General features: G+C 67.1%; 13 protein-coding genes. 8 read left to right on the top strand and 5 right to left on the bottom strand.

All coding sequences use genetic code 11. The features are described 5' to 3' along the window. Positions 1 to 183: 183 nt before the first annotated feature. Positions 184 to 471, bottom strand: a complete 288-nt coding sequence (locus ACQR10_RS18515) for a hypothetical protein (RefSeq protein ID WP_316217423.1) — start codon at positions 469 to 471, stop codon at positions 184 to 186. Positions 472 to 482: 11 nt separating this feature from the next. Beyond that, entirely contained in the window at positions 483 to 1,244 is a 762-nt protein-coding gene (locus ACQR10_RS18520; protein ID WP_316217424.1) for a DUF899 domain-containing protein, read from the bottom strand. Positions 1,245 to 1,331: 87 nt separating this feature from the next. On the opposite strand from ACQR10_RS18520, the gene ACQR10_RS18525 reads away from it, so the two are divergent. Both ACQR10_RS18525 and ACQR10_RS18530 read left to right on the top strand, forming a co-directional pair. Next, positions 1,332 to 2,552 (top strand): helix-turn-helix domain-containing protein, encoded by a 1,221-nt coding sequence (locus ACQR10_RS18525; RefSeq protein ID WP_316217548.1) that lies wholly within the window; start codon positions 1,332 to 1,334, stop codon positions 2,550 to 2,552. 32 nt (positions 2,553 to 2,584) lie between these two features. Next, the gene (locus ACQR10_RS18530) at positions 2,585 to 3,229 is read left to right on the top strand and encodes a Vgb family protein (protein WP_315803417.1); all 645 of its coding nucleotides are present in this window, start codon (positions 2,585 to 2,587) and stop codon (positions 3,227 to 3,229) included. 30 nt (positions 3,230 to 3,259) lie between these two features. On the opposite strand, the gene ACQR10_RS18535 is transcribed toward ACQR10_RS18530, so the two are convergent. After that, positions 3,260 to 4,399, bottom strand: coding sequence for a hypothetical protein (locus ACQR10_RS18535; protein ID WP_316237543.1), 1,140 nt, complete (start codon positions 4,397 to 4,399; stop codon positions 3,260 to 3,262). A gap of 215 nt (positions 4,400 to 4,614) precedes the next feature. Between ACQR10_RS18535 and ACQR10_RS18540 the strand changes: the two genes are divergently transcribed. Genes ACQR10_RS18540 through ACQR10_RS18565 form a run of 6 tightly spaced genes read left to right on the top strand, consistent with a single transcriptional unit; the run spans position 4,615 to position 10,874 of the window. Then, a complete protein-coding gene (locus ACQR10_RS18540) occupies positions 4,615 to 5,436 on the top strand; it encodes a sugar phosphate isomerase/epimerase family protein (RefSeq protein ID WP_316182448.1) in 822 nt (273 codons plus the stop codon). 49 nt (positions 5,437 to 5,485) lie between these two features. Next, on the top strand, positions 5,486 to 7,123 hold the full coding sequence (locus ACQR10_RS18545; RefSeq protein ID WP_434848657.1) for an ABC transporter substrate-binding protein: 1,638 nt from the start codon (positions 5,486 to 5,488) through the stop codon (positions 7,121 to 7,123). Positions 7,124 to 7,127: 4 nt separating this feature from the next. Further along, complete coding sequence (locus ACQR10_RS18550; protein ID WP_315803413.1) at positions 7,128 to 8,102, top strand: ABC transporter ATP-binding protein; 975 nt, start codon at positions 7,128 to 7,130, stop codon at positions 8,100 to 8,102. After that, positions 8,099 to 9,091 carry an ABC transporter ATP-binding protein gene (locus ACQR10_RS18555; RefSeq protein WP_434848658.1) on the top strand — a complete coding sequence of 331 codons (993 nt, stop codon included), beginning with the start codon at positions 8,099 to 8,101 and terminating at the stop codon, positions 9,089 to 9,091. Before ACQR10_RS18550 ends, ACQR10_RS18555 begins: the two co-directional genes overlap by 4 nt. Then, a complete protein-coding gene (locus ACQR10_RS18560) occupies positions 9,091 to 10,020 on the top strand; it encodes an ABC transporter permease (RefSeq protein ID WP_316217428.1) in 930 nt (309 codons plus the stop codon). Before ACQR10_RS18555 ends, ACQR10_RS18560 begins: the two co-directional genes overlap by 1 nt. Next, positions 10,017 to 10,874, top strand: a complete 858-nt coding sequence (locus ACQR10_RS18565; RefSeq protein ID WP_315803410.1) for an ABC transporter permease — start codon at positions 10,017 to 10,019, stop codon at positions 10,872 to 10,874. Before ACQR10_RS18560 ends, ACQR10_RS18565 begins: the two co-directional genes overlap by 4 nt. Positions 10,875 to 10,880: 6 nt before the next feature. Here ACQR10_RS18565 and ACQR10_RS18570 read toward each other — a convergent pair whose 3' ends face one another. Together ACQR10_RS18570 and ACQR10_RS18575 are read right to left on the bottom strand one after the other, a co-directional pair. After that, positions 10,881 to 11,048, bottom strand: coding sequence for a hypothetical protein (locus ACQR10_RS18570; protein ID WP_434848659.1), 168 nt, complete (start codon positions 11,046 to 11,048; stop codon positions 10,881 to 10,883). A 108-nt stretch (positions 11,049 to 11,156) separates the two neighbouring features. Beyond that, positions 11,157 to 12,050 (bottom strand): NAD(P)/FAD-dependent oxidoreductase, encoded by an 894-nt coding sequence (locus ACQR10_RS18575; RefSeq protein WP_434848660.1) that lies wholly within the window; start codon positions 12,048 to 12,050, stop codon positions 11,157 to 11,159. Positions 12,051 to 12,192: the final 142 nt, after the last annotated feature.

Raw genomic sequence — 12,192 nt, forward strand, 5'->3', positions numbered from 1 at the left:
AGGGGCGAGGGCGCAGTAATTGGCACCACGCTGGCTCAAACCGAGAGTTTTGATTTCCAATGATCGCTGCGACAAGACTGTCCAATGCAGCGCCCTCGCCCCTTGTGGGAGAGGGCATCGCCGGCCGATCCGCGGGCTCGCTCGGGTGAGGGGTCTCTCTCGGCAAGCAGAGCTGTTCGACAACTAACTCGCAGCCTGCCGCGCACGAACCTCCTCCGAGCGCGCCCGCGTGATCCACCGCCGCATCCGCCTCACCCACGGCACCAGATGGAACGCGCTCATCAGGAGATACATCACGGTCATGTCGCCGAGCGGCGCACCCGCCGGCATGGCCGAGCAGATCACATCTGATCGGCCGTCGCGGGCCATGGCGTTCAGCACCGCCATCAGCGCGAAGGTCGGCGCCGCAGCGTAGCGGAGACCATTGGCGATGTCGGGCATCACGCGCATCCTGGTCGGGAAGAACGCCATGGCTCTGCTCCTTAGCGTGTGCCGTATTCGTCGTGGCGCCGCCACCAGACGCCCTGCTCGTTGCGCCCCTTGGGCGCGCGATCGAGCCATTGATAGGCGCCCCAGAGGCCGTCGAGGCCGCGGGCATAGCTCGAATAGGTGTGATAGACGACACCATCCTCGAGGACGAAGGCGCTCATGCCCGGCCGGTCGCGCATGAAGGTCGCGCCGTCGGTCCCGGCGCCGGCGGCAATCTCCGCCACCATCGCCGGCACATCGGACGCCCCGAGCGGGGGACTGGTGCGATAATTGTACTCGCTGCCGCCCTGGCGCTGCTGCTCCTCTGTGATCGCGACGTTGAAGTCGAAATTGAAGTCGCTGCTCGCCGATGACGCCCAGGGGAAGCTCCAGCCCATGCGCGCCTTGTAGGCTTTCAGTTTCGCCAATGGTGCGCGCGACACCGCCCACAGCATCACGTCGTGATTGGCGAGATGGACCTGGAAGCCGTTGAAGCCATCGGCGATCATCGAGCAGGATGGGCAGCCGACCTGGAAATCGGGGCCGAACATGAAGTGATAGACGAGCAGCTGCGAGCGGCCCTTGAATAGGTCTGGCAGCGTCGCCGGCCCGTCCTCGGTGTCGAAGCGATAGGCCTTGTCGACGCGCACCCATGGCAGGGCCTGGCGGCGTTCCGCCACCTCGTCGCTGCGGCGGGTGAGTTCCTTCTCGGCTTGCAGCAGGTCGAGCCGGGCCTTCAACCAATCTTCGCGCGTTCCGGTGATATGCATGGTCATGGTCGTCATCCTTTTTGCGTGTTGACCGCAGCTCAGACTAGGATCGGCAGGAGAGCGACCGGGAGTGACAAGTATGGCGGGATTTGCATGGACTCGCTGATCTCGGCGGCGGCGCAGGCGCTCGCCGCGGGCGATCCGCTCGGCGCATTGAACCGGGTCGCGTTGCGCGATGATCCCCCGGCGCTGGCGCTGCGCGGCATCGCGATGGCGCGGCTTGGCGATTTCGGGCGCGCGAAGGCGCTGCTCCGGCAGGCCGCGCGAAGCTTCGGTCCCAAGGCGGTTCTGGCCCGCGCCCGCTGCGCCGTCGCCGAGGCCGAGATCGCCCTTGCAGCGCGCGACCTCGGCTGGCCGACGAAGTCGCTCGCGGCCGCGCGCGAGACCCTGGAGCAGCACGGCGACCGCGCCAACGCTGCCTATGCGCGCAGCCTCGAGATCAGGCGCATGGTGCTGGTCGGGCACCTCGATGACGCCGAGCGTGGCCTCGCCGAGCTCGATCCCTCGCCGCTGCTGCCGGCGGCTCGCACGATCTACGAACTGATCGTGGCCGGACTGGCCTTGCGCCGGCTGCAAACGAAGGCCGCGCGATCGGCGCTCGAACGCGCAGCGCGGTCGGCGCGGCAGGCCCGCATACCCGAGCTCCAGGCCGAGATCGGGCGGGCCTCGTCGGCGTTGTCGGCACCGGCCGCGCGGATGATCCAGCGCGGCGAGGAACGCCTGCTGCAGCTCGACGACGTCGAGGCGCTGCTCCGCTCAGACCGGTTGATCATCGATGCCTGCCGCCTGGCGGTACGCCTGGGGAGCCGGATCGTGCCGCTGGCGCGGCGGCCGGTGCTGTTTACACTCGTCCGGCGGCTGGCCGAGGGGGTACCCGATGATGTGCCGCGGGCAGAGCTGATCGCGCACGCGTTCCGCGGCAAGCAGGCTGACGAGTCGCACCGCGCGCGCCTGCGCGTCGAGATCGGACGGCTGCGCCAGTTGCTCCAAGGCCTCGCCGAGATCCATGCCACGCGCGACGGCTTCGCCCTGGTGCCGTGTGACGATCGCGAGGTCGTCGTGCTGGCGCAGCCGATCGAGGACGACAACGCCACCGTGCTCGCCTGCCTTGCCGATGGCGAGGCCTGGTCGAGCTCCGGCCTCGCGCTGGCGCTGGGCGCAAGCCAGCGAACGGTGCAGCGTGCCCTCGACGAACTCGCATCGTCTGGGAAGGTGCAGTCGTTCGGCCGCGGCCGCGCGCAACGCTGGACCTGTCCGGTCGTGCCGGAATTCGCGACGGCGTTGTTACTCCCCGCGTGGTCGTCGCTCGACTAGCGTGGGTCCATCGGAAGCAGAGGATGGCAGACATGACACGAGCAGCCGCGGAGATCACTCGCGAGTACGGCCCCTTCGACGGCGCCGAGCGCGTCAACGGCGTCAGCTATGACGGCCGGCAGGTGTGGATCGCGACCGGCAGCAGCATCAAGGCGTTCGATCCCGCCGACGGCACGGTGCGGACGTCCATCGATCTCCCCTCTCACGCCGGCACGGCGTTCGATGGCCGGCATCTCTATCAGATCGCGGAAGATCGCATTCACAAGGTCGATCCCGACGACGGCCGCGTGCTCGCGACCATCCCGGCGCCCTCGGGTGGCGGCGACTCCGGACTTGCCTGGGCGGAGGGATCGCTCTGGGTCGGCGCCTATCGCGATCGCAAGATCCACCAGATCGACCCTGCGACCGGAAAGATCCTGCGCAGCATTCCGTGCACGCGCTTCGTCACCGGCGTCACCTGGGTCGACGGCGAGCTCTGGCACGGCACCTGGGAGGACGACGTCAGCGACATCAGGCGCATCGATCCCGCCACCGGCGAGGTGCTCGACCAGCTCGACATGCCCGCCGGCACCGGCGTCTCCGGCATGGAATCCGACGGCGAAGAGACCCTGTATTGCGGCGGCGGCGACAGCGGCAAGGTGCGCGCGATCAGGCGGCCGAAGCGGGCGCGAGGGTGAGCCGCTGACGGCTCCGCGACAGGAAGTGGCCTACTTGCCGATCGAGGTGTAGGCCGCCTTGCGGAAATTGGCGTTGGCCTCCTCGCGCGTCTGCAGCTGCTGGCCACCGCCGCCACCGACCGGCCTGGTGGGCGTGACCACCGAGAACAGCACGAAGCCGCCGGCCTTGCGCGGGAAGATGAAGTATTCGGCGATATCCGACTTCTCGCTGTCCTCGCAGGAGGACATGCCGCGGAACACCACGGCGCTGTCGACCAGCTCGCTGTTGCGCGCCGAGATGAACTTGCCCTTGCAGTCGCGCGCGTCGTTGCCGATGATCGTGGCAGCGACTTCCAGGCCGTCGACATTGCGCTGTGGCGGCACGATCCGAACGAAGCCGGTGGCGTTGTCCGCCTTCCAGGCGACCCCGCCCGATGTCAGCCACACCGGCCGCTCGCCTCCGCCCAGAATCGCCGGATGCGACAGCGAGGCCTTGAGGATGAAGTTGGAGGCGATCTGCATCGCTTCCAACTGCAGCTCGGGAGAATCCTCCGCGGCACGTGACGGCTGCGTGCTGGCGGTTGCGGCGGGCGCGGCGCCGGCAGGAGCTGCCTGACGCTGCGCCGAGTGAGCACCGGGCTGCACCGTGAAATTCGTCGCTGCCGCCAATCCGCCGGCATTGATCATGCGCACGCAATTCGCCAGCGACGGCAGCAGCACCGACGTGCCGTTCAGATCGAACTGGAACAGGTTGCCCTGCGCGAAGGCCGACATCGTCCGAGCCGCCCTGAACGATTTGATCAGGCTGGAGTCGTTCGGCATCGGCACGACGACCATGTTGGCCGACCACACCGAGCCCTCGACATTGTAGGAATTGCGCCCGTCGAAGCTGAGCACGATGGGAAACTTCTGCCCCTGCGAGAGCGACCAGCCAGGATGGATGAAGGCGAGAGCCCAGTTGTAGGTCGGCAGCGCGAGAACGCCGAAATTGATGCCGCTCTTGTAGCTGGCGGATGCGATGCAGCTCGAGAACTTCCCGGTGTTGTCGTCGGTGTAGGCGCCGCCCGACCAACCGGCCACGGAGACGGAGCCGTAGGGCCCCTTCGCATGCGCAGTCTCGTTCAACGCAGATATCGCCGTCAGCGCCAGAAGTGAAAGTACCGTTCCAAGGATCGCCCGCCGCACCGTCATCCCAATTCCCCGTTTTCGCCGCATTGTTGCAATTCCCGCGGCTACGTCAAGTAGCAGCGACGAATGCGCGACTACCCCAGGGATTGATCTGCTGGCCGGCTTCGTGCAGGCGCAGGCACAACATGTCGCGGTCGTCCTCCACAGCCCTTCATGGGAGCGTCATCGAACTCCGCTAGCGCTTGCCGGGTCTCACGCAGGCCAAAGGTTTCCTCGACATGACCACCACGCTGCCGGTGCTCGGCGCCGCCCTCTCCGTCAAGTCCATTCCCGCGCATCGCGACTGGCTGCTCGAACGCCAGCGCGATCTCGAAATCCAGGACTTCTTCCGGGCGGATCTTCTCGACAGCGACTGGCGCAGCACCGCCAACGAGATCAAGTCGATGCTGTCGGGCCACACCGGCCGGCTCGGCATCCACGGCCCGTTCTGGGGCTTCAAGATCGACAGCCACGATCCGATGATCCGCCGCGCCGTCACCAAGCGCCTGCTGCAGGGGCTCGAGGTCGCCGAGTTCCTCGGCGCCACGCAGATGGTGATCCACTCGCCCTACACGACCTGGGACTACAACAACATCGACATGCTGCCGGACAACCGCGAGGCGCTGATCGAGCGTGTCAGGGCGACGCTGTCCGATGTGATCGCTTCCGCCGAACAGGCCAATTGCGAGCTGGTGATCGAGAACATCGAGGACAAGGATCCGCTCGATCGCGTGGGCCTGGCGAAGGCGCTGGGCAGCAGCAAGGTGCGCGTCTCGCTCGACACCGGCCATGCCAACTACGCGCATCATTCGACGGGCGCACCGCCGGTCGACTACTACGTCGACGCCGCCGGCGACATGCTGACCCACGTGCATCTCCAGGACACCGATGGCTATGCCGACCGCCACTGGGCGCCCGGTGAAGGCAACATCCGCTGGGTGGCGGTGTTTCGCGCGCTGGCCCGCCTCACCTCCAATCCGCGCCTGATCCTCGAGCTGCGCAACCACGATCATGTCAAGGCCGGCGCGGCGTATCTCGCCTCGCTCGAGCTGGCTCAGTAAGCCACCACGTTCGCGCTTTCAGACGACCTCAGACCACAGAGAGATTGCCATGACCAAGCTCACCCGCCGCGGCCTGCTCGGCGCCGGCGCCGCGATCGGCGGCAGCTTCATCCTGCCGCGCGTGTCGATCGCGCAAGCCGACAACCGTCCCTCGGTCACCATCGCCGTACAGAAGGTGACCAACTCGAACGTGCTCGACGTGCTGCGCGAGCAGTCCAATGTCGGCGAGCGCGTGTTCTACTCGTCGCTGTGGGAAAGCCTGATCTCGAAGAACTTCCGCGGCAATCTCGAAGCCGTCCCCGGCCTTGCCACCGAGTGGAAGCGCATCGACGACCAGACCGTCGAGTTGAAGCTGCGCCAGGGCGTCAAGTTTCACAATGGCGACGAGATGACGTCCGAGGACGTCGTGTTCTCGTTCAGCCGCGAGCGCATGTTCGGCGACAGCGAAGCCAAGAGCCGCACCACCATCAAGGCGTTCGAGAAGATCCCGACGCCGCGCCCCGGCAAGGAGCTGCCGCCGGACGTGATCGGCGTGGCGCGCCGGATGTGGCCGGACCTCGTCCGCGTCGACGCCGTCGACAAATACACCGTGCGCTTCGTCAACGCGACGCCCGATGTGACCATCGAGGGCCGCCTGATGCGCTACGGCTCCGACATCATGAGCCGGCGCGGCTGGGAGGAGGCTGCGAGCTATCTCGACTGGGCGCGCAAGCCGATCACGACCGGTCCCTACAAGATCGTCGAGTTCAAGCCCGACGTGTCGCTGACGCTCGAGGCTCATGACGAATATTGGGGCGGCCGACCGCCGCTGAAGCGCATCCGGTTCCTGGAAGTGCCGGAGGTCGCGAGCCGCATCAACGGCCTGCTGTCCGGCGAATACCAGTTCGCCTGCGACATCCCGCCGGACCAGATCGCCGGCATCGAGAAGAACGCGGCGTTCGAGGTCCAGGGCGGCACCATCCTCAATCACCGTCTCACCGTGTTCGACAAGAACCATCCGCAGCTCGCCAATCCCCTGGTGCGCCGCGCCTTCACCCATGCGATCGATCGCCAGGCCATCGTCGACAGCCTGTGGGCCGGCCGCACGCAGGTGCCGAAGGGCCTGCAATGGGAGTTCTACGGCGACATGTTCATCGCCGACTGGAGCGTGCCGGCGTTCGATCCGAAGCTGGCGCAGGACCTGCTCAAGCAGGCCGGCTACAAGGGTGACCCGATCCCCTATCGCCTGCTCAACAACTACTACACCAACCAGGTCGCGACCGCGCAGGTGCTGGTCGAGATGTGGCAGGCGGTCGGCCTCAACGTTCAGATCGAGACCAAGGAGAACTGGTCGCAGATCCTGGAGCGCGGCCCGACCCGCGCGGTGCGCGACTGGTCGAACTCGGCCGCCTTCAACGATCCGGTGTCGTCGCTGGTCGCCCAGCACGGCCCCAACGGCCAGCAGCAGCAGGTCGGCGAATGGAGCAACGACGAGCTCAACCGGCTGTCGGAGTTCCTGGAAACCTCGACCGATCGCGAGGCGCGCAAGAAGGCGTTCCGCCGCATGCTGGAGATCGCCGAGCGCGAGGACCCCGCCTATACGGTGCTGCACCAGAACGCGACCTTCACCGCCAAGCCGAAGTCGATCAAATGGAAGGCCTCGCCGGCCTTCGCGATGGACTTCCGCGCCGGCAACTACGGAGCGTGACGCCGTGGCGCCGCTGGTCAGCATCTCCGGCCTGAAGGTCGCCTTCGACGGCACGCCTGTGCTGCACGGCATCGATCTCGACATCGGCAAGGGCGAGGCCATCGGCCTCGTCGGCGAGTCCGGATCCGGCAAGTCGGTGACTTGGCTCGCGGCGCTGGGTCTCCTGCCCGGCAAAGCGCAAGTATCAGGCTCGGCCAGGCTCGAAGGCCGCGAGCTGCTCGGCGCCGACGGCAAGGTGCTCGACCAGGTGCGCGGCCGCCGCATCGCGATGATCTTCCAGGATCCCGCCAGCGCGCTCAATCCGGTGCTCACGATCCGGCGCCAGCTGTGTGAAAGCCTGGCGCTGCATCGCGGCCTGCGCGGCGAGGCCGCGCGCATCGAGGCGCTGAGGCTGCTCGATCTCGTCGGCATCCCCGATGCTGTCAGGCGGCTGTCGGCCTATCCGCACGAATTCTCCGGCGGCCAGGTCCAGCGCATCATGATCGCGATGGCGCTCGCCGGCCAGCCCGACCTCCTGATCGCCGACGAGCCGACCACTGCGCTCGACGCCACCATCCAGGCGCAGATCCTCGATCTGCTGTCGGCCATCCGGCGCGAGTTCAACATGGCGATGGTCCTGATCAGCCACGACCTCGGCGTCGTCGCCGAGAATTGCGACCGCGTCTGCGTGATGTATGCCGGCCGCATCGTCGAGCGCGCACCCGCCACGCGGCTGTTCGACGATCCCTGGCATCCCTATGCGCAGGGCCTGATTGGCGCACTGCCGCCGCTCGATGGCATCAGGCGGCGGCTACAGGCGATCCCCGGCACGGTGCCTGATCCGCGCGCGCTGCCGAGCGGCTGCGCCTTCGCGCCGCGCTGCACGTTTGCCGGCGACGGCTGCCACGCCGGCGTGCCGCCGCTGGCGCCGGTGGAGCCAGACCGCGCGGTGGCCTGCCTGCGGCCGCAGCGCCTGCCGGTGGAGCTCGCCGCCGAATGACAGCGCCGCTGGTCGAGGTCTCCGGGATCTCGCGCACCTATCGGATGCGGTCCGGCCTGTTCGGGCGTCCCGCATCCGTCCACGCCGTCGATGGCCTGAGCTTCTCCATCCAGAAGGGCGAGACACTCGGCATTGTCGGCGAATCCGGCTCCGGCAAGTCCACCACCGGCCGCATGGTGCTCGGGCTCGAGCCGCCTGACCGCGGCAGCGTGCGCTTCGACGGCGCGCCGATCGCTGCCCCCGGCTCGGCGGCGTGGCGCGCCCAGCGCGCGCGCATGCAGATGATCTTCCAGGATCCGCTCGGCGCGCTCGATCGACGACTTCCCGTGGCCTTGCAGATCCGCGAGCCGCTCGACATCCACGACATCGGCACCAAAGCCGAGCGCGACGCGCGCGTGCGTGAGTTGCTCCAGGCGGTCGATCTCAACGACAGCCACGGCGCCCGCTATCCCGGCGCCCTGTCCGGCGGTCAGCGTCAGCGCATCGTGCTCGCCCGCGCGCTGGCGACCAAGCCAGACTTCCTCGTCTGCGACGAGCCGGTCAGCGCGCTCGACGTTTCGATCCAGGCGCAGGTCGTGAACCTGCTGGTCGACCTGCAGGCCCAGCTCGGATTGACGATGCTGTTCATCAGCCATGACCTGCGCGTCATCAGGCAGATCAGCAGCAAGGTGGCGGTGATGTATCTCGGCCGCATCGTCGAGTATGGCGACGCCGACGATCTGTTCGCGCGGCCTCAGCACCCCTACACGCAGGCGCTGGTATCAGCCTCCCCTGCTCCGGGACGCCGCAGCACCAACCGCATCGTGCTGACGGGCGACCCGCCCAATCCGACGGCGCGTCCCGCCGGCTGCGCCTTCCATCCGCGCTGCAGCCACGCGACCGCCCGCTGCGCCCACGAGGAGCCCGTGCTCACCGCGCTGGATCAGCAGCGCCAGGTGGCCTGTCATCTCGTCTCGGGGCAGCAATCGCAGACCCAGGACGCCGCGTGATGCTGCGCTATTTCGCCATCCGCCTGGCGCGTGCGCTGCTGACGATCGCGCTCGTCGTTACCTTTGCCTTCATCGTGCTCCGGCTGTCGGGCGATCCCGCGCTGATGATCATGGGGCCCGAAGCGCCGCCCGAGGTCATCGAAGCGTTCCGCAAGGCCTGGGGCCTCGATCATCCGATCTGGATGCAATATCTCGACTACTTCAGGGCGATCGGCCAGGGTGAGCTCGGCCGCTCGATGCGTGATGGCCGGCCCGCGATCCAGCTCGTCATCGAGCGCATCCCCGCGACCCTGGCGCTGACCGCCCCGGCGTTCCTGTTGAAAGTGCTGCTTGGCATTCCCGCTGGCGTCTACGCCGCGCTGCATCGGGGATCGGCGATCGACCGCGCCGTGATGATCACGGCGGTCGCGGGCTTCACGGTGCCGAGCTTCGTGCTGGCGCTGATCCTCGTGCTGATCTTCGCGGTGCAGCTCGGCTGGCTGCCGTCGGGTGGACAGGACTCGTGGCGTCATGCCATCCTGCCGATCGTGACGCTCGGCTTCGGCGGCGCCGCGGTGCTGGCGCGGTTCACGCGTAGCGCCATGCTGGAAATCCTCGGTCAGCCCTATATCAGAACGGCGTCGGCCAAGGGCGTGCCGTGGCGCCGGGTGATCACGAATCACGCGCTGCCCAACGCGGCGATCCCCACCGTCACCATTCTCGGCTTCATGGTCGGCAGCCTGATCGCCGGCGCTGTCGTGGTCGAGAGCGTGTTCTCCTGGCCCGGCGTCGGCCGTCTGCTGGTCGTCGCCGTCGCCAACCGCGACCTCGCGGTCGTGCAATGCATCCTGCTGCTGGTGGCGATGACGATGGTCACGTCGAACCTGATCGTCGATTTCCTTTACGGCCTGCTCGATCCGCGGCTGCGCAGCAAGGGAGCAGAGGCATGACCGACCTTGCATTGAAATCGCCCGCCGCGCGGCGGCCGCGCTGGCCGAATATTCCCGTCTCCGTGACCATCGCCGTCGGCTGGATCGTCGCGATGCTGTTGCTGGCGATCTTCGCCGATCAGCTCGCGCCATACGGCTTCACCAAGTTCGATCTGCGCAATCGCCTGTCCTTGCCCGGCAACCCGGCGCATTGGCTCGGCACCGACGAGCTCGGCCGTGACGTGCTGTCACGGCTGATCGTCTCGATCCGGATCTCGCTGCTGATTGCATTCGGCGCGACGGCGATCTCCGCCATCGCCGGCACCACGCTCGGCTTTCTCGCCGCGCATTTCCGCGGCCTCGTCGAGCAGGCGGTCCTGATGCTGGCGGACTTCCAGGCCAGCATGCCGTTCCTGATCCTGGCGCTCGCCGTGCTCGCCTTCTTCGGCAATTCGCTGCCGCTGCTGATTGGATTGATGGGCCTGTTCGGCTGGGAACGCTACGCACGCATCGCGCGCGGGCTCGCCATCTCCGCCAATGCGCAAGGCTACGCCGCCGCCGTGCGCCAGCTCGGCGCGACGCCGCAGCGGGTCTATCTCAGGCACATCCTGCCGAACATCGCCTCGACTCTGATCGTGTCGATGACGCTGGTGTTTCCGGAAGTCATCCTGCTGGAGTCCGGCCTGTCCTTTCTCGGGCTCGGCGTGCAGCCGCCGATGACGAGCCTCGGCAACATGGTCGGCTATGGTCGCGAGTATCTGACGCGCGCGCCGTGGATCATGCTGGCGCCAGCGGTCACGATCGTTGTGACGACGCTCGCCGTGTCCGTCATCGGCGACTGGCTGCGCGACCGGCTCGACCCGACGCTGCAATAGCTATGGTCAACGGCTAGCGTCGTGACGAGCCGCGGCACCATGCTCGCAGACGATCAGGGCATGCTCGGCCTGCTCGGCCGCCAGCGCCATCCATTTCGACGCCTGCTGCAACCACTGATCGCGGCGGGCCGGATCGCGTTCGGCCTCCTCGCGACAGCTCGATGCCGCAGTCATGCATGCCGATCTTCTGTCCATGAATCGTGGTCCGACACGTCAACGCAAACGGCACTCACATGGGATATCGCGATTTCAGGTTGTGATCAATTCCACGCCGCCTTGCCGCTATGGTTCCGCATGGCGCATCGGCAATGAATGATGCGCGTGACAGGCGGCGACCGCGGCATGGCCGAACGCCACCGCGATCTGATGCAGGTCGGTGACGACGTCGCCGATGCCATAGAGTCCTGCGACGCCGCAGCGCTGCTTGGCATCGACCTCGAGAAAGCCCTCAGTCGTATGCCGCGCGCCGAGCCGGATGGCGAGGTCGGAGCGGACATCGGCCCCCATCGCAGGATACACGATCTCGAACCGCGCGCGGCTGCCATCGACGAACGACGCTTCGAGCGCACCGTCCCGGCGCTGCAACGCATGAAGCTGCGACGTCACCCGAACGCCGGCGGCGGCAAGCTCCTGCCGCTTGGCCGCATCCTGCGCATCATCGATCGGGATCAAGGTGACGTCCGAACTGTAGACGCGCATGAACAGCGCCTTGCCGGCGGCATCGGCGAGCTCGCCCACGATCGCAATCTTGTGGCCGATGGTTTCGAAGCCGTCGCAGAAGGGACAATAGCGCAGCTCGCCGTCACCGACCGCCGCTCGCCAATCGACCAACGGCGGCTGCTTGTCGACAATCCCCGTTGCGAGGATGACGCGCTGTGCGGTGACCGTTCCGCGCTCATGAGTCGCAACGAGATCTGCATCGCGCGTGTCGAGAGCGCTCACCGTGCTCCGGATGATCGGAACGTGAAGTTCTTCGACCTGCCGCTGCATCCGTGCGAGCAGCTCGCTTCCAGGCATGCCGTTCGGAAAACCCGGCAGGTTATGGCTCCGGGGAATCAGCGCCGCCCGCGACGCGCCGCTGTCGACGATCACGACCCGGCGCCGGAACCGTGCGAGGTAGATCGCGGCCATCAGGCCTGCGGGACCGCCGCCGATGATAAGTACTTCGGTGTGCATTGTCGCTCTCGTTCAACTAACGGAACCAAATGTCGGGAGGCGGAACGGTTCCTGATCCTCTTGTCAACTGGCGGAGACGCCGGAACAAGAATGGAACCATTCACGGCCATCGAGTGTTAACTTATGTCGCTGCCGCGGCGGA

It is taken from the genome of Bradyrhizobium sp. HKCCYLRH2060 (assembly GCF_051168135.1).
Taxonomy (GTDB): domain Bacteria; phylum Pseudomonadota; class Alphaproteobacteria; order Rhizobiales; family Xanthobacteraceae; genus Bradyrhizobium.

Bases quoted from the DNA above. Each gene is read 5' to 3' on its own strand.
- ACQR10_RS18515 (WP_316217423.1), bottom strand. From the start codon at position 471: ATGGCGTTCTTCCCGACCAGGATGCGCGTGATGCCCGACATCGCCAAT.
- ACQR10_RS18520 (WP_316217424.1), bottom strand. From the start codon at position 1,244: ATGACCATGCATATCACCGGAACGCGCGAAGATTGGTTGAAGGCCCGG.
- ACQR10_RS18525 (WP_316217548.1), top strand. From the start codon at position 1,332: ATGGACTCGCTGATCTCGGCGGCGGCGCAGGCGCTCGCCGCGGGCGAT.
- ACQR10_RS18530 (WP_315803417.1), top strand. From the start codon at position 2,585: ATGACACGAGCAGCCGCGGAGATCACTCGCGAGTACGGCCCCTTCGAC.
- ACQR10_RS18535 (WP_316237543.1), bottom strand. From the start codon at position 4,399: ATGACGGTGCGGCGGGCGATCCTTGGAACGGTACTTTCACTTCTGGCG.
- ACQR10_RS18540 (WP_316182448.1), top strand. From the start codon at position 4,615: ATGACCACCACGCTGCCGGTGCTCGGCGCCGCCCTCTCCGTCAAGTCC.
- ACQR10_RS18545 (WP_434848657.1), top strand. From the start codon at position 5,486: ATGACCAAGCTCACCCGCCGCGGCCTGCTCGGCGCCGGCGCCGCGATC.
- ACQR10_RS18555 (WP_434848658.1), top strand. From the start codon at position 8,099: ATGACAGCGCCGCTGGTCGAGGTCTCCGGGATCTCGCGCACCTATCGG.
- ACQR10_RS18560 (WP_316217428.1), top strand. From the start codon at position 9,091: ATGCTGCGCTATTTCGCCATCCGCCTGGCGCGTGCGCTGCTGACGATC.
- ACQR10_RS18565 (WP_315803410.1), top strand. From the start codon at position 10,017: ATGACCGACCTTGCATTGAAATCGCCCGCCGCGCGGCGGCCGCGCTGG.
- ACQR10_RS18570 (WP_434848659.1), bottom strand. From the start codon at position 11,048: ATGACTGCGGCATCGAGCTGTCGCGAGGAGGCCGAACGCGATCCGGCC.
- ACQR10_RS18575 (WP_434848660.1), bottom strand. From the start codon at position 12,050: ATGCACACCGAAGTACTTATCATCGGCGGCGGTCCCGCAGGCCTGATG.